Source organism: Kluyvera sp. Awk 3 (genome assembly GCF_028069715.1).
GTDB classification, from domain to species: Bacteria; Pseudomonadota; Gammaproteobacteria; order Enterobacterales; family Enterobacteriaceae; genus Kluyvera; species Kluyvera georgiana_A.
In genome coordinates this window covers 1-13,032 of the sequence record NZ_JANEWH010000125.1, presented here as the reverse complement: position 1 = coordinate 13,032, position 13,032 = coordinate 1, and the positions used below count along the sequence as shown (strand labels likewise).

The window sequence follows — 13,032 nt, the reverse complement described above, 5'->3', positions numbered from 1 at the left end:
CAATTGATACTTATGAAATATGAATATCGAGCTTCGTCACCTGCGCTATTTCGTGGCCGTTGCGGAAGAGCTGCATTTTGGCCGTGCCGCGGCGCGTTTGAATATTTCTCAGCCGCCGCTGAGCCAGCAGATTCAGATTCTGGAACAGCAGGTTGGCGCGCGACTGTTTGCCCGCACCAACCGCAGCGTCAGCCTGACGGAGGCCGGGAGACAGTTCCTTGCCGACAGCCGGCAGATCCTGCTGCAGGTGAACGAAGCCGCCGCGCGCGCCAGCCGTCTGCATCACGGGGAAACCGGTGAACTGCACATTGGTTTTACCTCATCTGCTCCCTTTATTAAGGCCGTTTCCGATACGTTGTCGACATTCCGCCAGCGTTACCCTGACGTGCATATTCAGACGCGTGAGACCAATACCCGCGAACAGATTTTACCGCTGACGGAAGGTGCGCTTGAGCTGGGACTGATGCGCAACACGCAGCTCCCCGATACCCTCGACTGGCAAATTATTCTGCGCGAGCCGCTGCTGGCGATGATTCACCGCGACCATCCGTTAGCCAGCCAGCCGTCGGTCAGCCTTGTCGAGCTGGCGAAAGAGCCGTTTGTCTTTTTTGATCCGCATGTCGGCACCGGGCTGTATGACGATATTCTCGGCCTGATGCGCCGCTATGGCGTGACGCCGGTGATTACCCAGGAGGTCGGGGAGGCGATGACGATTATCGGTCTGGTGGCATCGGGGTTGGGGGTGTCGATTTTACCCGCCTCATTTCGTCGCGTTCAGTTGTATGAAATGCGCTGGGTACCCATAGCTGAAGAGGACGCGGTGTCGGAAATGTGGCTGGTCTGGTCAAAACACCATGAGCTTAGCCAGGCGGCGCAGCGCTTTAAGCAACACTTGTTAAACGCGGCCAAGGTCAGCGTTTAGCCGCCAAAAGTGTGAAAAAATGTGCGTTAAATCACAAGGCTAAGTAAATATTTGACGTCGACCATTGAAGTACTTCACCATAGTCCACAGTTTATTTCGAAGCGCGAAAATAAGGGAGTTTACGGTGGTAGCGGACAGTCAGCCAGGCCATATTGATCAAATCAAGCAGACCAACGCAGGGGCGGTTTATCGTCTCATTGATCAGCTTGGCCCGGTGTCGCGTATTGACCTTTCCCGACTTGCGCAACTGGCCCCCGCCAGTATTACCAAAATTGTTCGTGAGCTGCTGGAAGCCCATCTGGTGCAGGAAACGGAAATCCAGGAGGCGGGGAGTCGTGGCCGTCCGGCGGTGGGGCTTATGGTGGAAACCGAAGCCTGGCACTACCTTGCCGTGCGCATCAGCCGCGGTGATATTCATCTTGCGCTGCGTGACCTGAGCAGCAAATTGGTGGTTGAAGAGCAGCTTGAGCTGGCGCTGGAGGATGAAACGCCTTTCCTGAACCGCGTGCTGTCGCATATCGACCAGTTCTTTATTCGTCACCAAAATCTGCTGGAACGCTTAACGGCCATTGCCATCACGCTGCCGGGTATCATCGATACCGAAAACGGCATCATTCATCGTATGCCGTTTTACGATGTCAAAGATGTCCCGCTGGGGGAAACGCTGGAGGCGCATACCGGCGTGCCGGTGTATATCCAGCACGACATCAGCGCCTGGACCATGGCCGAAGCGCTGTTCGGGGCCTCTCGCGGCGCACGCGACGTGATTCAGGTGGTGATTGACCATAACGTGGGCGCAGGGGTAATTACCGATGGTCGCTTACTGCATGCTGGCAGCAGCAGCCTGGTTGAGATTGGTCATACCCAGGTTGACCCTTACGGCAAACGCTGCTACTGCGGCAACCACGGCTGTCTGGAAACGATTGCCAGCGTGGAGAGCGTGCTGGAACTTACCCAGGTGCGGATGCAGCAGTCAATGAGCTCGATGTTACATCAAAAGCCGCTCACCGTAGACTGGCTCTGCCAGGCGGCGCAGCAAGGGGATCTGCTGGCAAAAGATATCATCAGCAGCATCGGCACCAACGTCGGGCGTATCCTCGCGATTATGGTCAATTTGTTCAATCCACAAAAAATTCTTATTGGTTCCCCGTTTAACCAGGCGGCGGATATCCTCTTTCCGGCGATTGGCGACTGTATTCGCCAGCAGTCGCTGCCAGCCTACAGTAAACATATTGCCGTAGAACAGACGCAGTTCTCCAACCGCGGCACGATGGCGGGTGCGGCACTGGTAAAAGATGCGCTTTATAACGGAACACTGCTGATCAGACTGTTACAGGGTTAACATTTTTTTGCCGTTTTGCAAAAAATTGCGCTATCTCAATCCGACCTCCTGACGCATCACGTAAACTTTCACCCCGTTGAATTATTCATTGTCTTGATATTCTATCGGCAAATTTGTGGGGCTAGTTAGTGATGCTAAATCGTTTCTTTATTACTGGAACTGATACTTCTGTCGGCAAGACGGTGGTTTCTCGTGCGCTATTGCAGGCGCTCGCCGCCAGCGGGAAACGGGTGGCAGGCTATAAGCCGGTAGCCAAGGGTAGCAAAGAGACCCCCGAGGGGTTGCGTAACAAAGACGCGTTGGTACTACAAAGCGTGTCATCGCTGGCGCTACCTTATGAGGCGATTAACCCTATCGCGCTGAGTGAAGAAGAGAGCAGCGTTGCACACAGCTGTCCGATTAACTACACGCTGTTGTCCGACGGGCTGGCAAATCTGAGCCGCCAGGTTGATAACGTCGTCGTGGAAGGCACGGGCGGCTGGCGCAGCCTGATGAACGATTTGCGGCCGCTTTCTGAATGGGTAGTGCAGGAACAGCTACCTGTACTCATGGTGGTTGGGATTCAGGAAGGGTGTATCAACCATGCGTTACTGACAGCACAGGCCATCGCCAATGACGGGCTGCCGCTGATTGGTTGGGTCGCCAACCGTATCAACCCAGGTTTGGCGCACTACGCGGAAATTATTGATGTGCTGAGCAAAAAACTGCCCGCACCGCTGATCGGCGAACTGCCGTATCTGCCGCGTGCGGAACAGCGCGAGCTCAGCCAGTATGTTGATTTAGCGATGCTCCGTAACGTGCTGACGGTGGATAGAATTCTGGCGTAAGGTGCGCGATAGCACTGAGGCTAACACGCAGGCAATCAGCAAGCCGGGCAGCAGCATATACTGCCCGGTCATTTCACAAATCATCAGCGTCGACATGATTGGCGCATGCGTCGTTGCCGCCAGCAGGGTGGCCATTCCGGTAATCCCCAACAATATCGCGATGCTCTCGTGACCGGGAAATCCCAGACTCCATGTATTAGCAAACAAAATTCCCACTCCCAGACCAATAAATAGCGTAGGGGTAAACACGCCACCGGGCGCGCCTGAACCGCTACTGGCGAGAATGGCGAGCAGTTTGCACAGGAAAATCCCGGCGATGAGGGTCAGGGTGGGCGGTGACAGCAGGAAGGCTTGCACCACGCTATACCCATTACCCCATACCGCAGGCGTTAACAGCGATAATACCCCGACGATTAACCCGCCAAGGGCCAGTTGCCATGGTGGAGACAACTTCAACGCCAGGAAACCGCGATGAGTTGTATCCATTAACCACATCAGCAGCGGACCACCAAGGCCGCACAGAAGACCGGTGGCGAGCATCAGCACATAATGCGTGGCAGTGAGCGTGGGTAAGGCCTCGACGCGATAAAGCAGCTCCGCGCCGCCGTTCATCGCCTGCGTGGTAAGCAGGGCAGCAACCGCTGAAATCACCACGGGTCCGAGCGAGGCGAGCATCAGCGTACCGAAGAGGATCTCGGCAATGAACAGGCTGCCGGCCAACGGTGCGTGGTAGGCACTGGCCATCCCCGCCGCGGCCCCGCAGGCGATCCACAGTTTCCACTCCGCTTTTGGCGTAAAGCGTTGGGCAAAAAATGAAGCCGCCAGCGCAGCCAGTAAAATCATTGCTCCTTCACGGCCAATCGCGCTGCCGCTGGCCACGACCAGCAGAGAAGCGGTTGATTTGACAAGGCTGGAGCCGGTGTCGAACTTGCCTTCGTCGCTTTCCAGGGCTTCCATGTAGTCCGTTGGCGCATGAGGGCGTTGACGCGTATAACGTTGCCAGCCCCACAGTAGCGTTCCCGCCGCCAGGCCCCCGAGCGCCGGGGTGATAAGGCGTCGCCACCAAATCAGCCCCTCCGCCGCGTTGACCAGACTGCCGCTGTCATTGCTTAAAAATAACCACTCCAGCAGGTACATGGCGTGACGAAACAGCGCGACCGCCAGCGCCGCGAGGACGCCAATGACGATAGCCAGCAGAAGGCGACGTAACATCGCCTGAATATCGGGATAGGAATGAAGACGCTGCATATGAGGCGAAACGCTTAGCGATACAATTTTTTATCGGCAACGGGGATCAGCAGCTGTGACTGCCACTGGGCGAGGGTGTGCTGCGCTAATTCCGCCAGGGCCTTGAAGAAGGGGTGATTGGCTTTGGCGACAAATTCACTCAGGAAGCGCGGTGCCCATGGCAACAGGTGCCAGGCCAGCAGTTGGTCGCAGGCTTCCTGACGATCGTTTTCAACCAGCCAGGCCGCCAGCATCAGCAGGGTACCGAAGTGATCTTCCGGCTCATTTTGCGCAACGTCGAAGGCGATCTGGTTTTCGCGCATCCACTGGCGCAGCGCCAGAGTCGAATCGCCAAACAGGACATTTTCACGATCTAACCAGACGGACCCCCACGGCGGTGACGGGAGGGCCGACGGGCCAATAAACAGCCGCTGCCAGGCTTCCGCCAGCGATTCGTCGCAGGGAGCGGCAAAAGCGGCGGACAGCGCGTCGGCGTTGGCTACCGGGTATGGCCATTGTGCGGCCCATTCGCCGTCACGAAATGCGGCAACCAGCGGCTCGGCAAGCGCGCTGTCCGGTGCGAAGTAAAACAGTGCCCCCAATACGCGAGCAGAAAAAGCTAAGGCGTCGTTGTGCTGAACGTCATTCATTACTGCAATTCCTTAAAGAGGCGCGGGCCAGTTCCCGCGCCGATAGATTACCCGGCAATCGCCATGCCGACGGTCATATGCAGGCCATAGAACAGCCCGCGGCCGATCAATTCTCCCACTATCATCAGAATCAGACCGATGGTCAGTCCGAGCGCCGTAGGTGGAACCCGGCGCAGCAGCGGGCAGATCCAGCAGCCTAATCCGGCAGCCAGTAGAATAAAGCGCCCAACCTGCCATGTGCCCCAGTCTGGCAGTAGCGCATTCGCCTGCTGTACGGAACTGTGGATGAAACCCAGATCGCTGGTCTGTAAAACCACCACCGCCAGGCTTGCCAGCAAGGCCAGCACGCTTAATGTCGCGAAGAATTTGCCGTTAAACGGCACCTTCGCCAGCTTCAACAGCAGAGCGGCAAACAGCGGCCCGGTGAGCAGCATAGTCAGGAAAAACGCGGCTGTCGTATAACCATTATACCAGGTTGGTACGGTATCTATCTGATAAACACGCGTCATTGCCCAGACAAATACCAGACCCAGCAGCATGCTGACGATGAGCCAGATGCGCCCCAACGCCTGCGGCATTTTACCGAGCGCTGAGAGCAGCCACCAGAATCCGCCCACGGCGAAGAAAAGGGAACCACTCGCGATTTCATTGCTCAGCGCAGAAGCGCCGACCCGGTTGAGCGAATTAAACGCCCGCAGCGGTGAGCCGAGATGCAGTACCGACGCAAAAAAGGCTATCCCCATGATGACCCACAGGAAGAACATACTCAGTACGATGCGCCGCTGGTCGACTGCTTCATTACGTGCTGCCAGCCAGCCCATGCCGCTAATAATGGTCGCCCCCGCCACACATTGCCCCAGTACCGTAAACAGCACCAGTGGCCATTCATGCCATCCGTTGCCCATCTCACACCTCCTTCGGATTGGCCAGGTAGCCAGTGGTATCGCCGCACGGACGTGCATTGGCGTTCGGTTTAATCACAATGCTTGGTTTGGTGAAGTGCGCCGACGGCAGCGGCGCAACAGCCGCCAGTTGGCCGTGCTTCTGGCGCAGTTCTTCAATCGGCCCAAAGTCCAGCGCGCGCAGCGGGCAGGACTCCACGCAGATCGGCTTTTTGCCTTTTGCCACGCGCTTATGACAGCCATCACACTTGGTCATGTGGCCTTTGGCGGCGTTGTATTGCGGCGCACCGTATGGGCAGGCCATGTGGCAGTAACGGCAGCCGATGCAGACATCTTCGTTAACGACCACAAAACCGTCTTCACGTTTGTGCATCGCGCCGCTCGGGCACACTTTGGTACAGGCCGGATCTTCGCAATGGTTACAGGCAATGGACAGGTAGTAGGCAAAGACATTCTGGTTCCAGACGCCGTTGTCCTCCTGCCAGTCGCCGCCCGCGTATTCGTAAATACGGCGGAAGCTGACGTCCGGGGTTAAGTCTTTGTAATCTTTACACGCCAGCTCGCAGGTTTTACAACCGGTGCAGCGTGCCGAGTCAATAAAAAATCCGTATTGAGTATTCATTAGCTAGTCCTTATACCTTCTCGATCTCAACCAGATTGGTGTGCTGCGGGTTACCTTTCGCCAGCGGTGAAGGGCGGTGAGTGGTCAGTGTGTTGATACAGGAACCGTGGTCGATGCGGTCGCCGTCCATCTGCGCGTCGTGCCAGGCTCCCTGGCCCATCGCTGACACGCCCGGCATGATACGCGGTGTGACTTTTGCGGGTATCCGCACCTCGCCGCGGCCATTGAATACTCGCACCATATCGCCGTTCTGAATGCCGCGTTTCTGCGCGTCAATCGGGTTGAGCCACACTTCCTGGCGACAGGCGGCCTTCAGCACATCGACGTTGCCATAGCTGGAGTGCGTGCGGGCTTTATAGTGGAAGCCGAACAGCTGGAGCGGGAATTTGTCGCGCATCGGATCGTCCCAACCCTCAAAGGTCGAGGCATAGACGGGCAACGGGCTGATGGTTTCATCTTTCTCCAGCTGCCATTTTGCGGCGATGTCCGCCAGACGGCTGGAGTAAATTTCTATTTTCCCCGATGGTGTTTTCAGCGGATGGGCTTGTGGATCGTTGCGGAAATCGCGGTAGGCGACAAAATGGCCGTTCGGATCTTTACGCTTGTAGATGCCCATTTTTTTGAGTTCGTCGTAGCTCGGCAGCGCCGGGTCTTTCGCGCGCATTTTCGCGTACAGATAGTGCAGCCACTCCGCCTGAGTGCGGCCCTCGGTAAATTTCTGATGAACGTCATCACCAAGACGTTTGGCCACTTCGCTGAGGATCCAGTAAATAGGCTTACGCTCGAACTTCGGCGCGGTTGCGGGCTGGATAAAGATCAGATAACCCATATTACCGGCATAGTCGTTCGGAATGATGTCCTCTTGTTCGACGGTCATCAGGTCAGGCAGCAGGATATCGGCATATTTTGCCGAGGCGGTCATGAAGTTTTCAATTACCACAATCATTTCGCACTTGCTTTCGTCCTGCAAAATCTCATGGGTTTTGTTGATGTCCGAGTGCTGGTTGATGATGGTGTTACCGGCGTAGTTCCAGAAAAACTTAATCGGCACATCCAGCTTCTCTTTGCCGCGCACGCCATCGCGGGTGGCGGTCATCTCCGCGCCGTGGTCGATTGCATCCGTCCAGGTAAAGCAGGAGATGGCGGTTTTTACCGGGTTTTCCAGCACCGGGAAACGTTCAATGGTAATGGTGTAGGTCGACTCACGGGCACCGCTGTTCCCGCCGTTGATACCAACGTTGCCGGTCAGAATGGGCAGCATGGCAATCGCGCGTGCGGAAAGTTCACCGTTGGCCTGACGTTGCGGGCCCCAGCCCTGGCAGATATAAGCCGGTTTGGTGCTGCCGATTTCACGCGCCAGCTTGATAATGCGGTCAGCCGGAATGCCGGTAATGTGCGAGGCCCACTGCGGCGTTTTGGCGATGCCATCATCGCCCAAGCCCTGAATATAGGCCTTGTAGTGGCCGTTGGCGGGCGCGCCTTCCGGCAGCGTTTTTTCGTCGTAACCCACGCAGTACTTATCGAGGAACGGCTGATCAACCAGGTTTTCGTCAATTAATACCCACGCAATACCGGCGACCAGCGCGGCGTCAGTGCCGGGACGAATCGGGATCCATTCATCTTCACGCCCGGCGGCGGTATCGGTATAGCGCGGATCGATAACGATCATGCGCGCATTTGAGCGTTCACGCGCCTGTTCCAGATACCAGGTAATGCCGCCGCCGCTCATACGCGTTTCAGCCGGGTTGTTGCCGAACATCACCACCAGTTTGCTGTTTTCGATATCGGAAGTGCTGTTGCCGTCATTGCTGCCGTAGGTGTAGGGCATTGCGCAGGCGATTTGCGCGGTACTGTAGGTGCCATATTGGTTGAGCGAGCCGCCGTAGCAGTTCATCAGCCGCATGACTGCCGAGCCAGAAGGGGAAGAGCGGGTAATGTTGCCACCAACAATGCCGGAAGAGTAGTTGATGTACACGGCTTCGTTGCCGTAGTCCTTCACAACGCGTTTAAGGTTATCCGCAATAGTATCCAGCGCTTCCTGCCAGCTAATACGCTCAAATTTCCCCTCGCCACGTTTACCAACACGTTTCATCGGATAGTTCAGTCGGTCCGGGTGATTGATACGACGACGAATGGAACGGCCACGCAGGCAGGCGCGCACCTGGTGATCGCCGTAAATATCATGACCCGTATTGTCGGTCTCAACCCAATAAACTTCATTGTCTTTGACGTGCAAGCGCAGCGCGCATCGGCTGCCGCAGTTAACGGAGCAGGCGCCCCAGACCACTTTATCTTCGACCTGAGCGGCCTGCTGCACGGCGGCGGCGGTTGCTCGCAGGGAGAAGGGCAACGAGAGGCCGCCCGCGGCAAGCGCCAGGGATCCTATCGCCGACGATTTAATAAGGGTACGTCGACTTAGCCCCCCTGGTTTTTCCTGATTAGACATCGCTCACTCCATTATTATTTGATTATTTCGACCTGAAATTAAGAACCGGCTAATGGATGAAAATGATACCTCTCCGGTGGTATACAAGTATTAACCCTGGTCAATTCTGAAGAGATCCGAACGATGAGATTTTGCGGGCGGCATTTGCCAGCAAAGGGAGGGCTGTGCATAATTGTTTTACAACAAAAAAAACGCTATTTACGGTCTTCTGGCGGTATCGGCGACCGGGAATATTGGCCTCATCCTACGCTTATGGAAGAACCCTATGCAGGACATTGCTACGCAAGTTATCCCGATGCCCGAGATTGATACGGTCACGGTTCCTTATAAAGGGGTGAATTTTTTACGCCCCGAAATTTTGCTCGATTTTATTAGCGTGACCAACCAACCGGTTTTAGCGGTGACGCCGCTGGCGGTACTTTATTCGACGGTTGGCGTGCTACAGCAGACGGAGTTGCGCAAGATTCCGGTGCTGGTTTCCGGACGAGTGGTCTATCCCATTACCTCACAGGCGCTTCCTTGCCTGCACTCAAAACTTACGATCAATACGTCGACGCAAAAGCTGCGCTTCCAGGGGGATCTGGATGCGTTATCGGACGATCGTTCGCTGAAGGACGGGGTGCTGATTGGCGTGGCGCTGGAGTTTATCGTCGAGCAAAAGCCGTAAATGCGGCCGCCTCGTTCAGAGGCGGCAGAACATTATTGAGCGTTATCGGTACGGGTGTAGAGAATTTTAAAGGTGTCGTTGGCGCAGTGGCCGACCACCTGCGCGCCGGGCTGATCGGCCTGATCGTTAGGGACGACATCAAGCGTAAACGCGCTTTCCGCGACGCCGTTATGAATAATTTTCTGCTGAATGTCGCTGCGAACGCGTTCACAGGAATCCGGTACGGCCGCCAGAGCGGGCATGGCGCCTGTCAGCAGCAGTGCCAGTAACCAGCGTGAAGTTCTCATGTTCGGCTCCTTTTCGTTAGAGACGTAAAAAGTATAGCAGTGCTAGTGTAAACAATTGTATTTCCTAATATGATTGAGAAAACTCCCGAAACAGGATGACGGTGTGAAGAAAGTGATTTTGCTGGTGTCAGTGATGGCTCTGCTCAGTGGTTGTGAGAAGAACGATTCCCCGGCGGCGTTCACGCCGGAAATGGCCAGCTTCTCCAACGAGTTTGATTTCGATCCGCTGCGCGGGCCGGTGAAGGATTTCAGCCAAACGTTGCTGAACCAAAAGGGCGAGGTGGCGAAGCGAGTGAGCGCACAGGTTTCGCCGGAAGGCTGCTTTGATATGCTGGAGTTTCACAATATCGAAGAAGATACCGGCGCGCTGCTGGTGCTTAACGCCAACTACTATCTTGACGGCGTGACGCACGAGAAACGCGTGCGCTTACAGGGAAAATGCCAGTTGGCTGAGTTTCCGTCGGCGGGCGTGACCTGGGAAACCGACGATAACGGTTTTGTGGTGAAGGCGCTGGGGAAAGAGAGCGAAGTTGATTACCGCTACGATGCTGAAGGGTATCCGCTGGGCAAAACGTCGACCGTCAAAGATACCACGCTGTCGATTATCTCAACGCCGTCGCAGGATGCGCGTAAGAAGCTCGATTATACCTCAGTGAGTCTGCTGAATAAGCAGCCCATTGGCAATGTGACGCAGAGCTGTGATTACGACAGTTATGATAACCCGGTAAGCTGTGATTTAGTCATTGTTGATGAAAGCGTGAAACCTGCCACCACCCAACGCTATACGATTAAAAACACGATTGAATATTACTAAAGCTTCACGCAGCTTCATGAAAAAAGGGCGCCAACGGCGCCCTCTTCAATTATGGGTTCAGCGTGCGTCCCGTTGAACGGTCAAGGCAGCGCAGGGTGTTGGGTTCCCAGTAGGCGTTGACGTTCGGGCTTTGCAGACATTTATCGCGGGCGTCGAACGCCACGTCGGCTTTGTCCCACTCTTTTTCCGCGCGCTTATTCACTTTCTGGCGCAGCTGGCGAGTATCGTTCCACTGCTCTTTGTCCATCGCTGCGTTCTGGCGGCTCTGCGCGCTATCGCCAGATTCAATGATCAGCTTGCTGGTTTCAGCAGACGCAGACGCGGTGTACACGATGGCACCCAGCGCGAGCATTGCCGTCAGGCACAGGCGTTTGCCAAGTGTAATTTTCATTTGCGGGTTCCTTTAACGTGATAAAAACAATGGCTCCTGTTGAGCAGTCTACTACATCTCTTTGGGCTGGCATACCCGCGAAAAGAGTATGGTCGATTGAGGCTTATTTTTACGTATGATAGGCCCACCCTAAGTGAATGATGATTAACGATGATAAAGACGTCGATGCTATTTTTTGCTACCGCGCTGTGTGAAATTATCGGCTGCTACTTGCCGTGGCTGTGGCTTAAGCGCGGTGCAACGCCGTTGTTACTATTACCCGCCGGATTGGCGCTGGCGATGTTTGTCTGGCTGTTGACGCTGCATCCGGCCGCCAGTGGCCGCGTGTATGCGGCCTACGGCGGGGTATACATCTTTACCGCACTGCTGTGGCTGCGCGTCGTTGAAGGTGAAAAACTGACATTCTACGACTGGCTTGGCGTAGCGGTCGCGCTATGCGGCATGTTGATTATCGTCGCGGGCTGGGGCAGAGGGTAACATTTCTGCCAGCATCTCCTGTGCCTGGCCTGGTTTGGGCTAAGCACCATTTCTTTGTGATCCCTCATGCATTTGTCTGACTTAATCCCCTTAATTTTGTGATCTTTCTCGGTAATTTTTAATATTTATACTTGTATGGTAGTAGCTCAGGGCGTAAGTTTGCCTCACTAACCGATGAGATGTAAGGATTGAAGATGAAAATTGTGGGTGCTGAGGTTTTTGTAACCTGTCCTGGTCGTAACTTTGTCACGTTGAAAATTACCACCGATAGCGGATTAATCGGCTACGGCGATGCGACGCTGAATGGCCGTGAGCTGTCCGTTGCATCCTATTTAAAAGATCATCTGTGCCCGCAGTTGGTGGGGCGTGATGCGCACCGCATCGAAGATATCTGGCAGTTCTTCTATAAAGGCGCTTACTGGCGTCGCGGCCCTGTCACGATGTCGGCTATCTCCGCCGTCGATATGGCGCTGTGGGACATTAAAGCCAAGGCCGCCAACATGCCGCTGTATCAGCTGCTGGGTGGCGCGTCTCGCGAAGGCGTGATGGTTTACTGTCACACCACCGGCCATACCATTGATGATGTGCTGGAAGATTATGCGCGTCATAAAGAGATGGGCTTCAAAGCGATTCGCGTCCAGTGCGGCGTGCCGGGGATGAAAACCACCTACGGCATGTCGAAAGGAAAGGGGCTGGCCTACGAGCCTGCAACGAAAGGGCAATGGCCGGAAGAGCAACTGTGGTCCACCGAGAAATACCTCGATTTCACGCCGAAGCTGTTCGACGCGGTACGTAACCAGTTCGGCTTTGACGAACATCTGCTGCATGACATGCACCACCGCCTGACGCCGATTGAAGCGGCGCGTTTTGGTAAGAGCATTGAAGATTATCGTCTGTTCTGGATGGAAGATCCGACCCCGGCAGAAAACCAGGAATGTTTCCGTCTGATTCGTCAACACACCGTCACGCCGATCGCCGTGGGTGAAGTGTTCAACAGTATCTGGGACTGCAAACAGCTTATCGAAGAGCAGCTTATTGATTACATCCGTACCACTATCACTCATGCGGGCGGGATCACCGGCATGCGCCGTATCGCCGACTTTGCTTCGTTGTATCAGGTACGTACGGGTTCACATGGCCCATCGGATCTCTCCCCGGTTTGCATGGCGGCAGCGCTGCACTTCGATCTGTGGGTACCTAACTTCGGCGTGCAGGAATACATGGGTTACTCCGAGCAAATGCTGGAGGTCTTCCCACACAACTGGACCTTTGATAACGGCTATATGCATCCAGGTGATAAACCGGGCTTAGGCATCGAGTTTGACGAAAAACTGGCGGCGAAGTATCCGTATGACCCGGCCTATCTGCCGGTTGCGCGTCTGGAAGATGGCACGCTGTGGAACTGGTAATGACCTTCGATTTTTAAATTAAGCTTTATTTTAACAAGAGAAATAACAT

14 protein-coding genes are annotated in these 13,032 nt (G+C 55.2%); 7 read left to right on the top strand and 7 right to left on the bottom strand.

Annotation, left to right across the window (positions count from 1 at the left end; all coding sequences use genetic code 11):
- Positions 1–19: 19 nt before the first annotated feature.
- The 3 genes from NNN71_RS19985 (at position 20) to bioD (ending at position 3,091) form a co-directional block, all read left to right on the top strand.
- Positions 20–922, top strand: coding sequence for a LysR family transcriptional regulator (locus NNN71_RS19985; RefSeq protein ID WP_163446428.1), 903 nt, complete (start codon positions 20–22; stop codon positions 920–922).
- Positions 923–1,046: 124 nt separating this feature from the next.
- Positions 1,047–2,264 (top strand): sugar metabolism global transcriptional regulator Mlc, encoded by a 1,218-nt coding sequence (mlc, locus tag NNN71_RS19980; RefSeq protein WP_163446427.1) that lies wholly within the window; start codon positions 1,047–1,049, stop codon positions 2,262–2,264.
- 131 nt (positions 2,265–2,395) lie between these two features.
- Entirely contained in the window at positions 2,396–3,091 is a 696-nt protein-coding gene (gene bioD, locus NNN71_RS19975) for a dethiobiotin synthase (RefSeq protein ID WP_163446517.1), read from the top strand.
- Here the strand turns inward: bioD and clcB are convergent.
- The 5 genes from clcB to ynfE are packed head-to-tail and all read right to left on the bottom strand — an operon-like array spanning position 3,044 to position 8,938.
- The gene (gene clcB / locus NNN71_RS19970; RefSeq protein ID WP_271459179.1) at positions 3,044–4,339 is read right to left on the bottom strand and encodes a voltage-gated ClC-type chloride channel ClcB; all 1,296 of its coding nucleotides are present in this window, start codon (positions 4,337–4,339) and stop codon (positions 3,044–3,046) included. The two genes, bioD and clcB, sit on opposite strands and share 48 nt — an antisense overlap.
- A gap of 14 nt (positions 4,340–4,353) precedes the next feature.
- The gene (dmsD, locus tag NNN71_RS19965; RefSeq protein WP_167575782.1) at positions 4,354–4,968 is read right to left on the bottom strand and encodes a Tat proofreading chaperone DmsD; all 615 of its coding nucleotides are present in this window, start codon (positions 4,966–4,968) and stop codon (positions 4,354–4,356) included.
- Positions 4,969–5,015: 47 nt separating this feature from the next.
- Complete coding sequence (locus NNN71_RS19960; protein WP_271459178.1) at positions 5,016–5,873, bottom strand: DmsC/YnfH family molybdoenzyme membrane anchor subunit; 858 nt, start codon at positions 5,871–5,873, stop codon at positions 5,016–5,018.
- A 1-nt stretch (position 5,874) separates the two neighbouring features.
- Positions 5,875–6,492, bottom strand: a complete 618-nt coding sequence (locus NNN71_RS19955) for a DMSO/selenate family reductase complex B subunit (RefSeq protein WP_271459177.1) — start codon at positions 6,490–6,492, stop codon at positions 5,875–5,877.
- Positions 6,493–6,502: 10 nt separating this feature from the next.
- On the bottom strand, positions 6,503–8,938 hold the full coding sequence (gene ynfE, locus NNN71_RS19950; protein WP_271459176.1) for a selenate/tellurate reductase subunit YnfE: 2,436 nt from the start codon (positions 8,936–8,938) through the stop codon (positions 6,503–6,505).
- Positions 8,939–9,203: 265 nt separating this feature from the next.
- Between ynfE and NNN71_RS19945 the strand changes: the two genes are divergently transcribed.
- Positions 9,204–9,605 carry a dTDP-glucose pyrophosphorylase gene (locus NNN71_RS19945; protein WP_249023238.1) on the top strand — a complete coding sequence of 134 codons (402 nt, stop codon included), beginning with the start codon at positions 9,204–9,206 and terminating at the stop codon, positions 9,603–9,605.
- A gap of 32 nt (positions 9,606–9,637) precedes the next feature.
- Here NNN71_RS19945 and NNN71_RS19940 read toward each other — a convergent pair whose 3' ends face one another.
- On the bottom strand, positions 9,638–9,892 hold the full coding sequence (locus NNN71_RS19940) for a DUF1161 domain-containing protein (protein ID WP_271459175.1): 255 nt from the start codon (positions 9,890–9,892) through the stop codon (positions 9,638–9,640).
- A 103-nt stretch (positions 9,893–9,995) separates the two neighbouring features.
- On the opposite strand from NNN71_RS19940, the gene NNN71_RS19935 reads away from it, so the two are divergent.
- Entirely contained in the window at positions 9,996–10,706 is a 711-nt protein-coding gene (locus tag NNN71_RS19935) for a YnfC family lipoprotein (protein WP_163446419.1), read from the top strand.
- A 49-nt stretch (positions 10,707–10,755) separates the two neighbouring features.
- Here NNN71_RS19935 and NNN71_RS19930 read toward each other — a convergent pair whose 3' ends face one another.
- Positions 10,756–11,097 carry a DUF1283 family protein gene (locus NNN71_RS19930; protein WP_163446418.1) on the bottom strand — a complete coding sequence of 114 codons (342 nt, stop codon included), beginning with the start codon at positions 11,095–11,097 and terminating at the stop codon, positions 10,756–10,758.
- 150 nt (positions 11,098–11,247) lie between these two features.
- Between NNN71_RS19930 and NNN71_RS19925 the strand changes: the two genes are divergently transcribed.
- Entirely contained in the window at positions 11,248–11,574 is a 327-nt protein-coding gene (locus NNN71_RS19925; RefSeq protein WP_271459174.1) for a YnfA family protein, read from the top strand.
- Positions 11,575–11,768: 194 nt separating this feature from the next.
- Positions 11,769–12,983: a starvation-sensing protein RspA gene (gene rspA, locus NNN71_RS19920; protein WP_065358061.1), complete on the top strand. Its 1,215-nt coding sequence runs from the start codon at positions 11,769–11,771 to the stop codon at positions 12,981–12,983.
- The last annotated feature ends 49 nt before the right edge of the window (positions 12,984–13,032 follow it).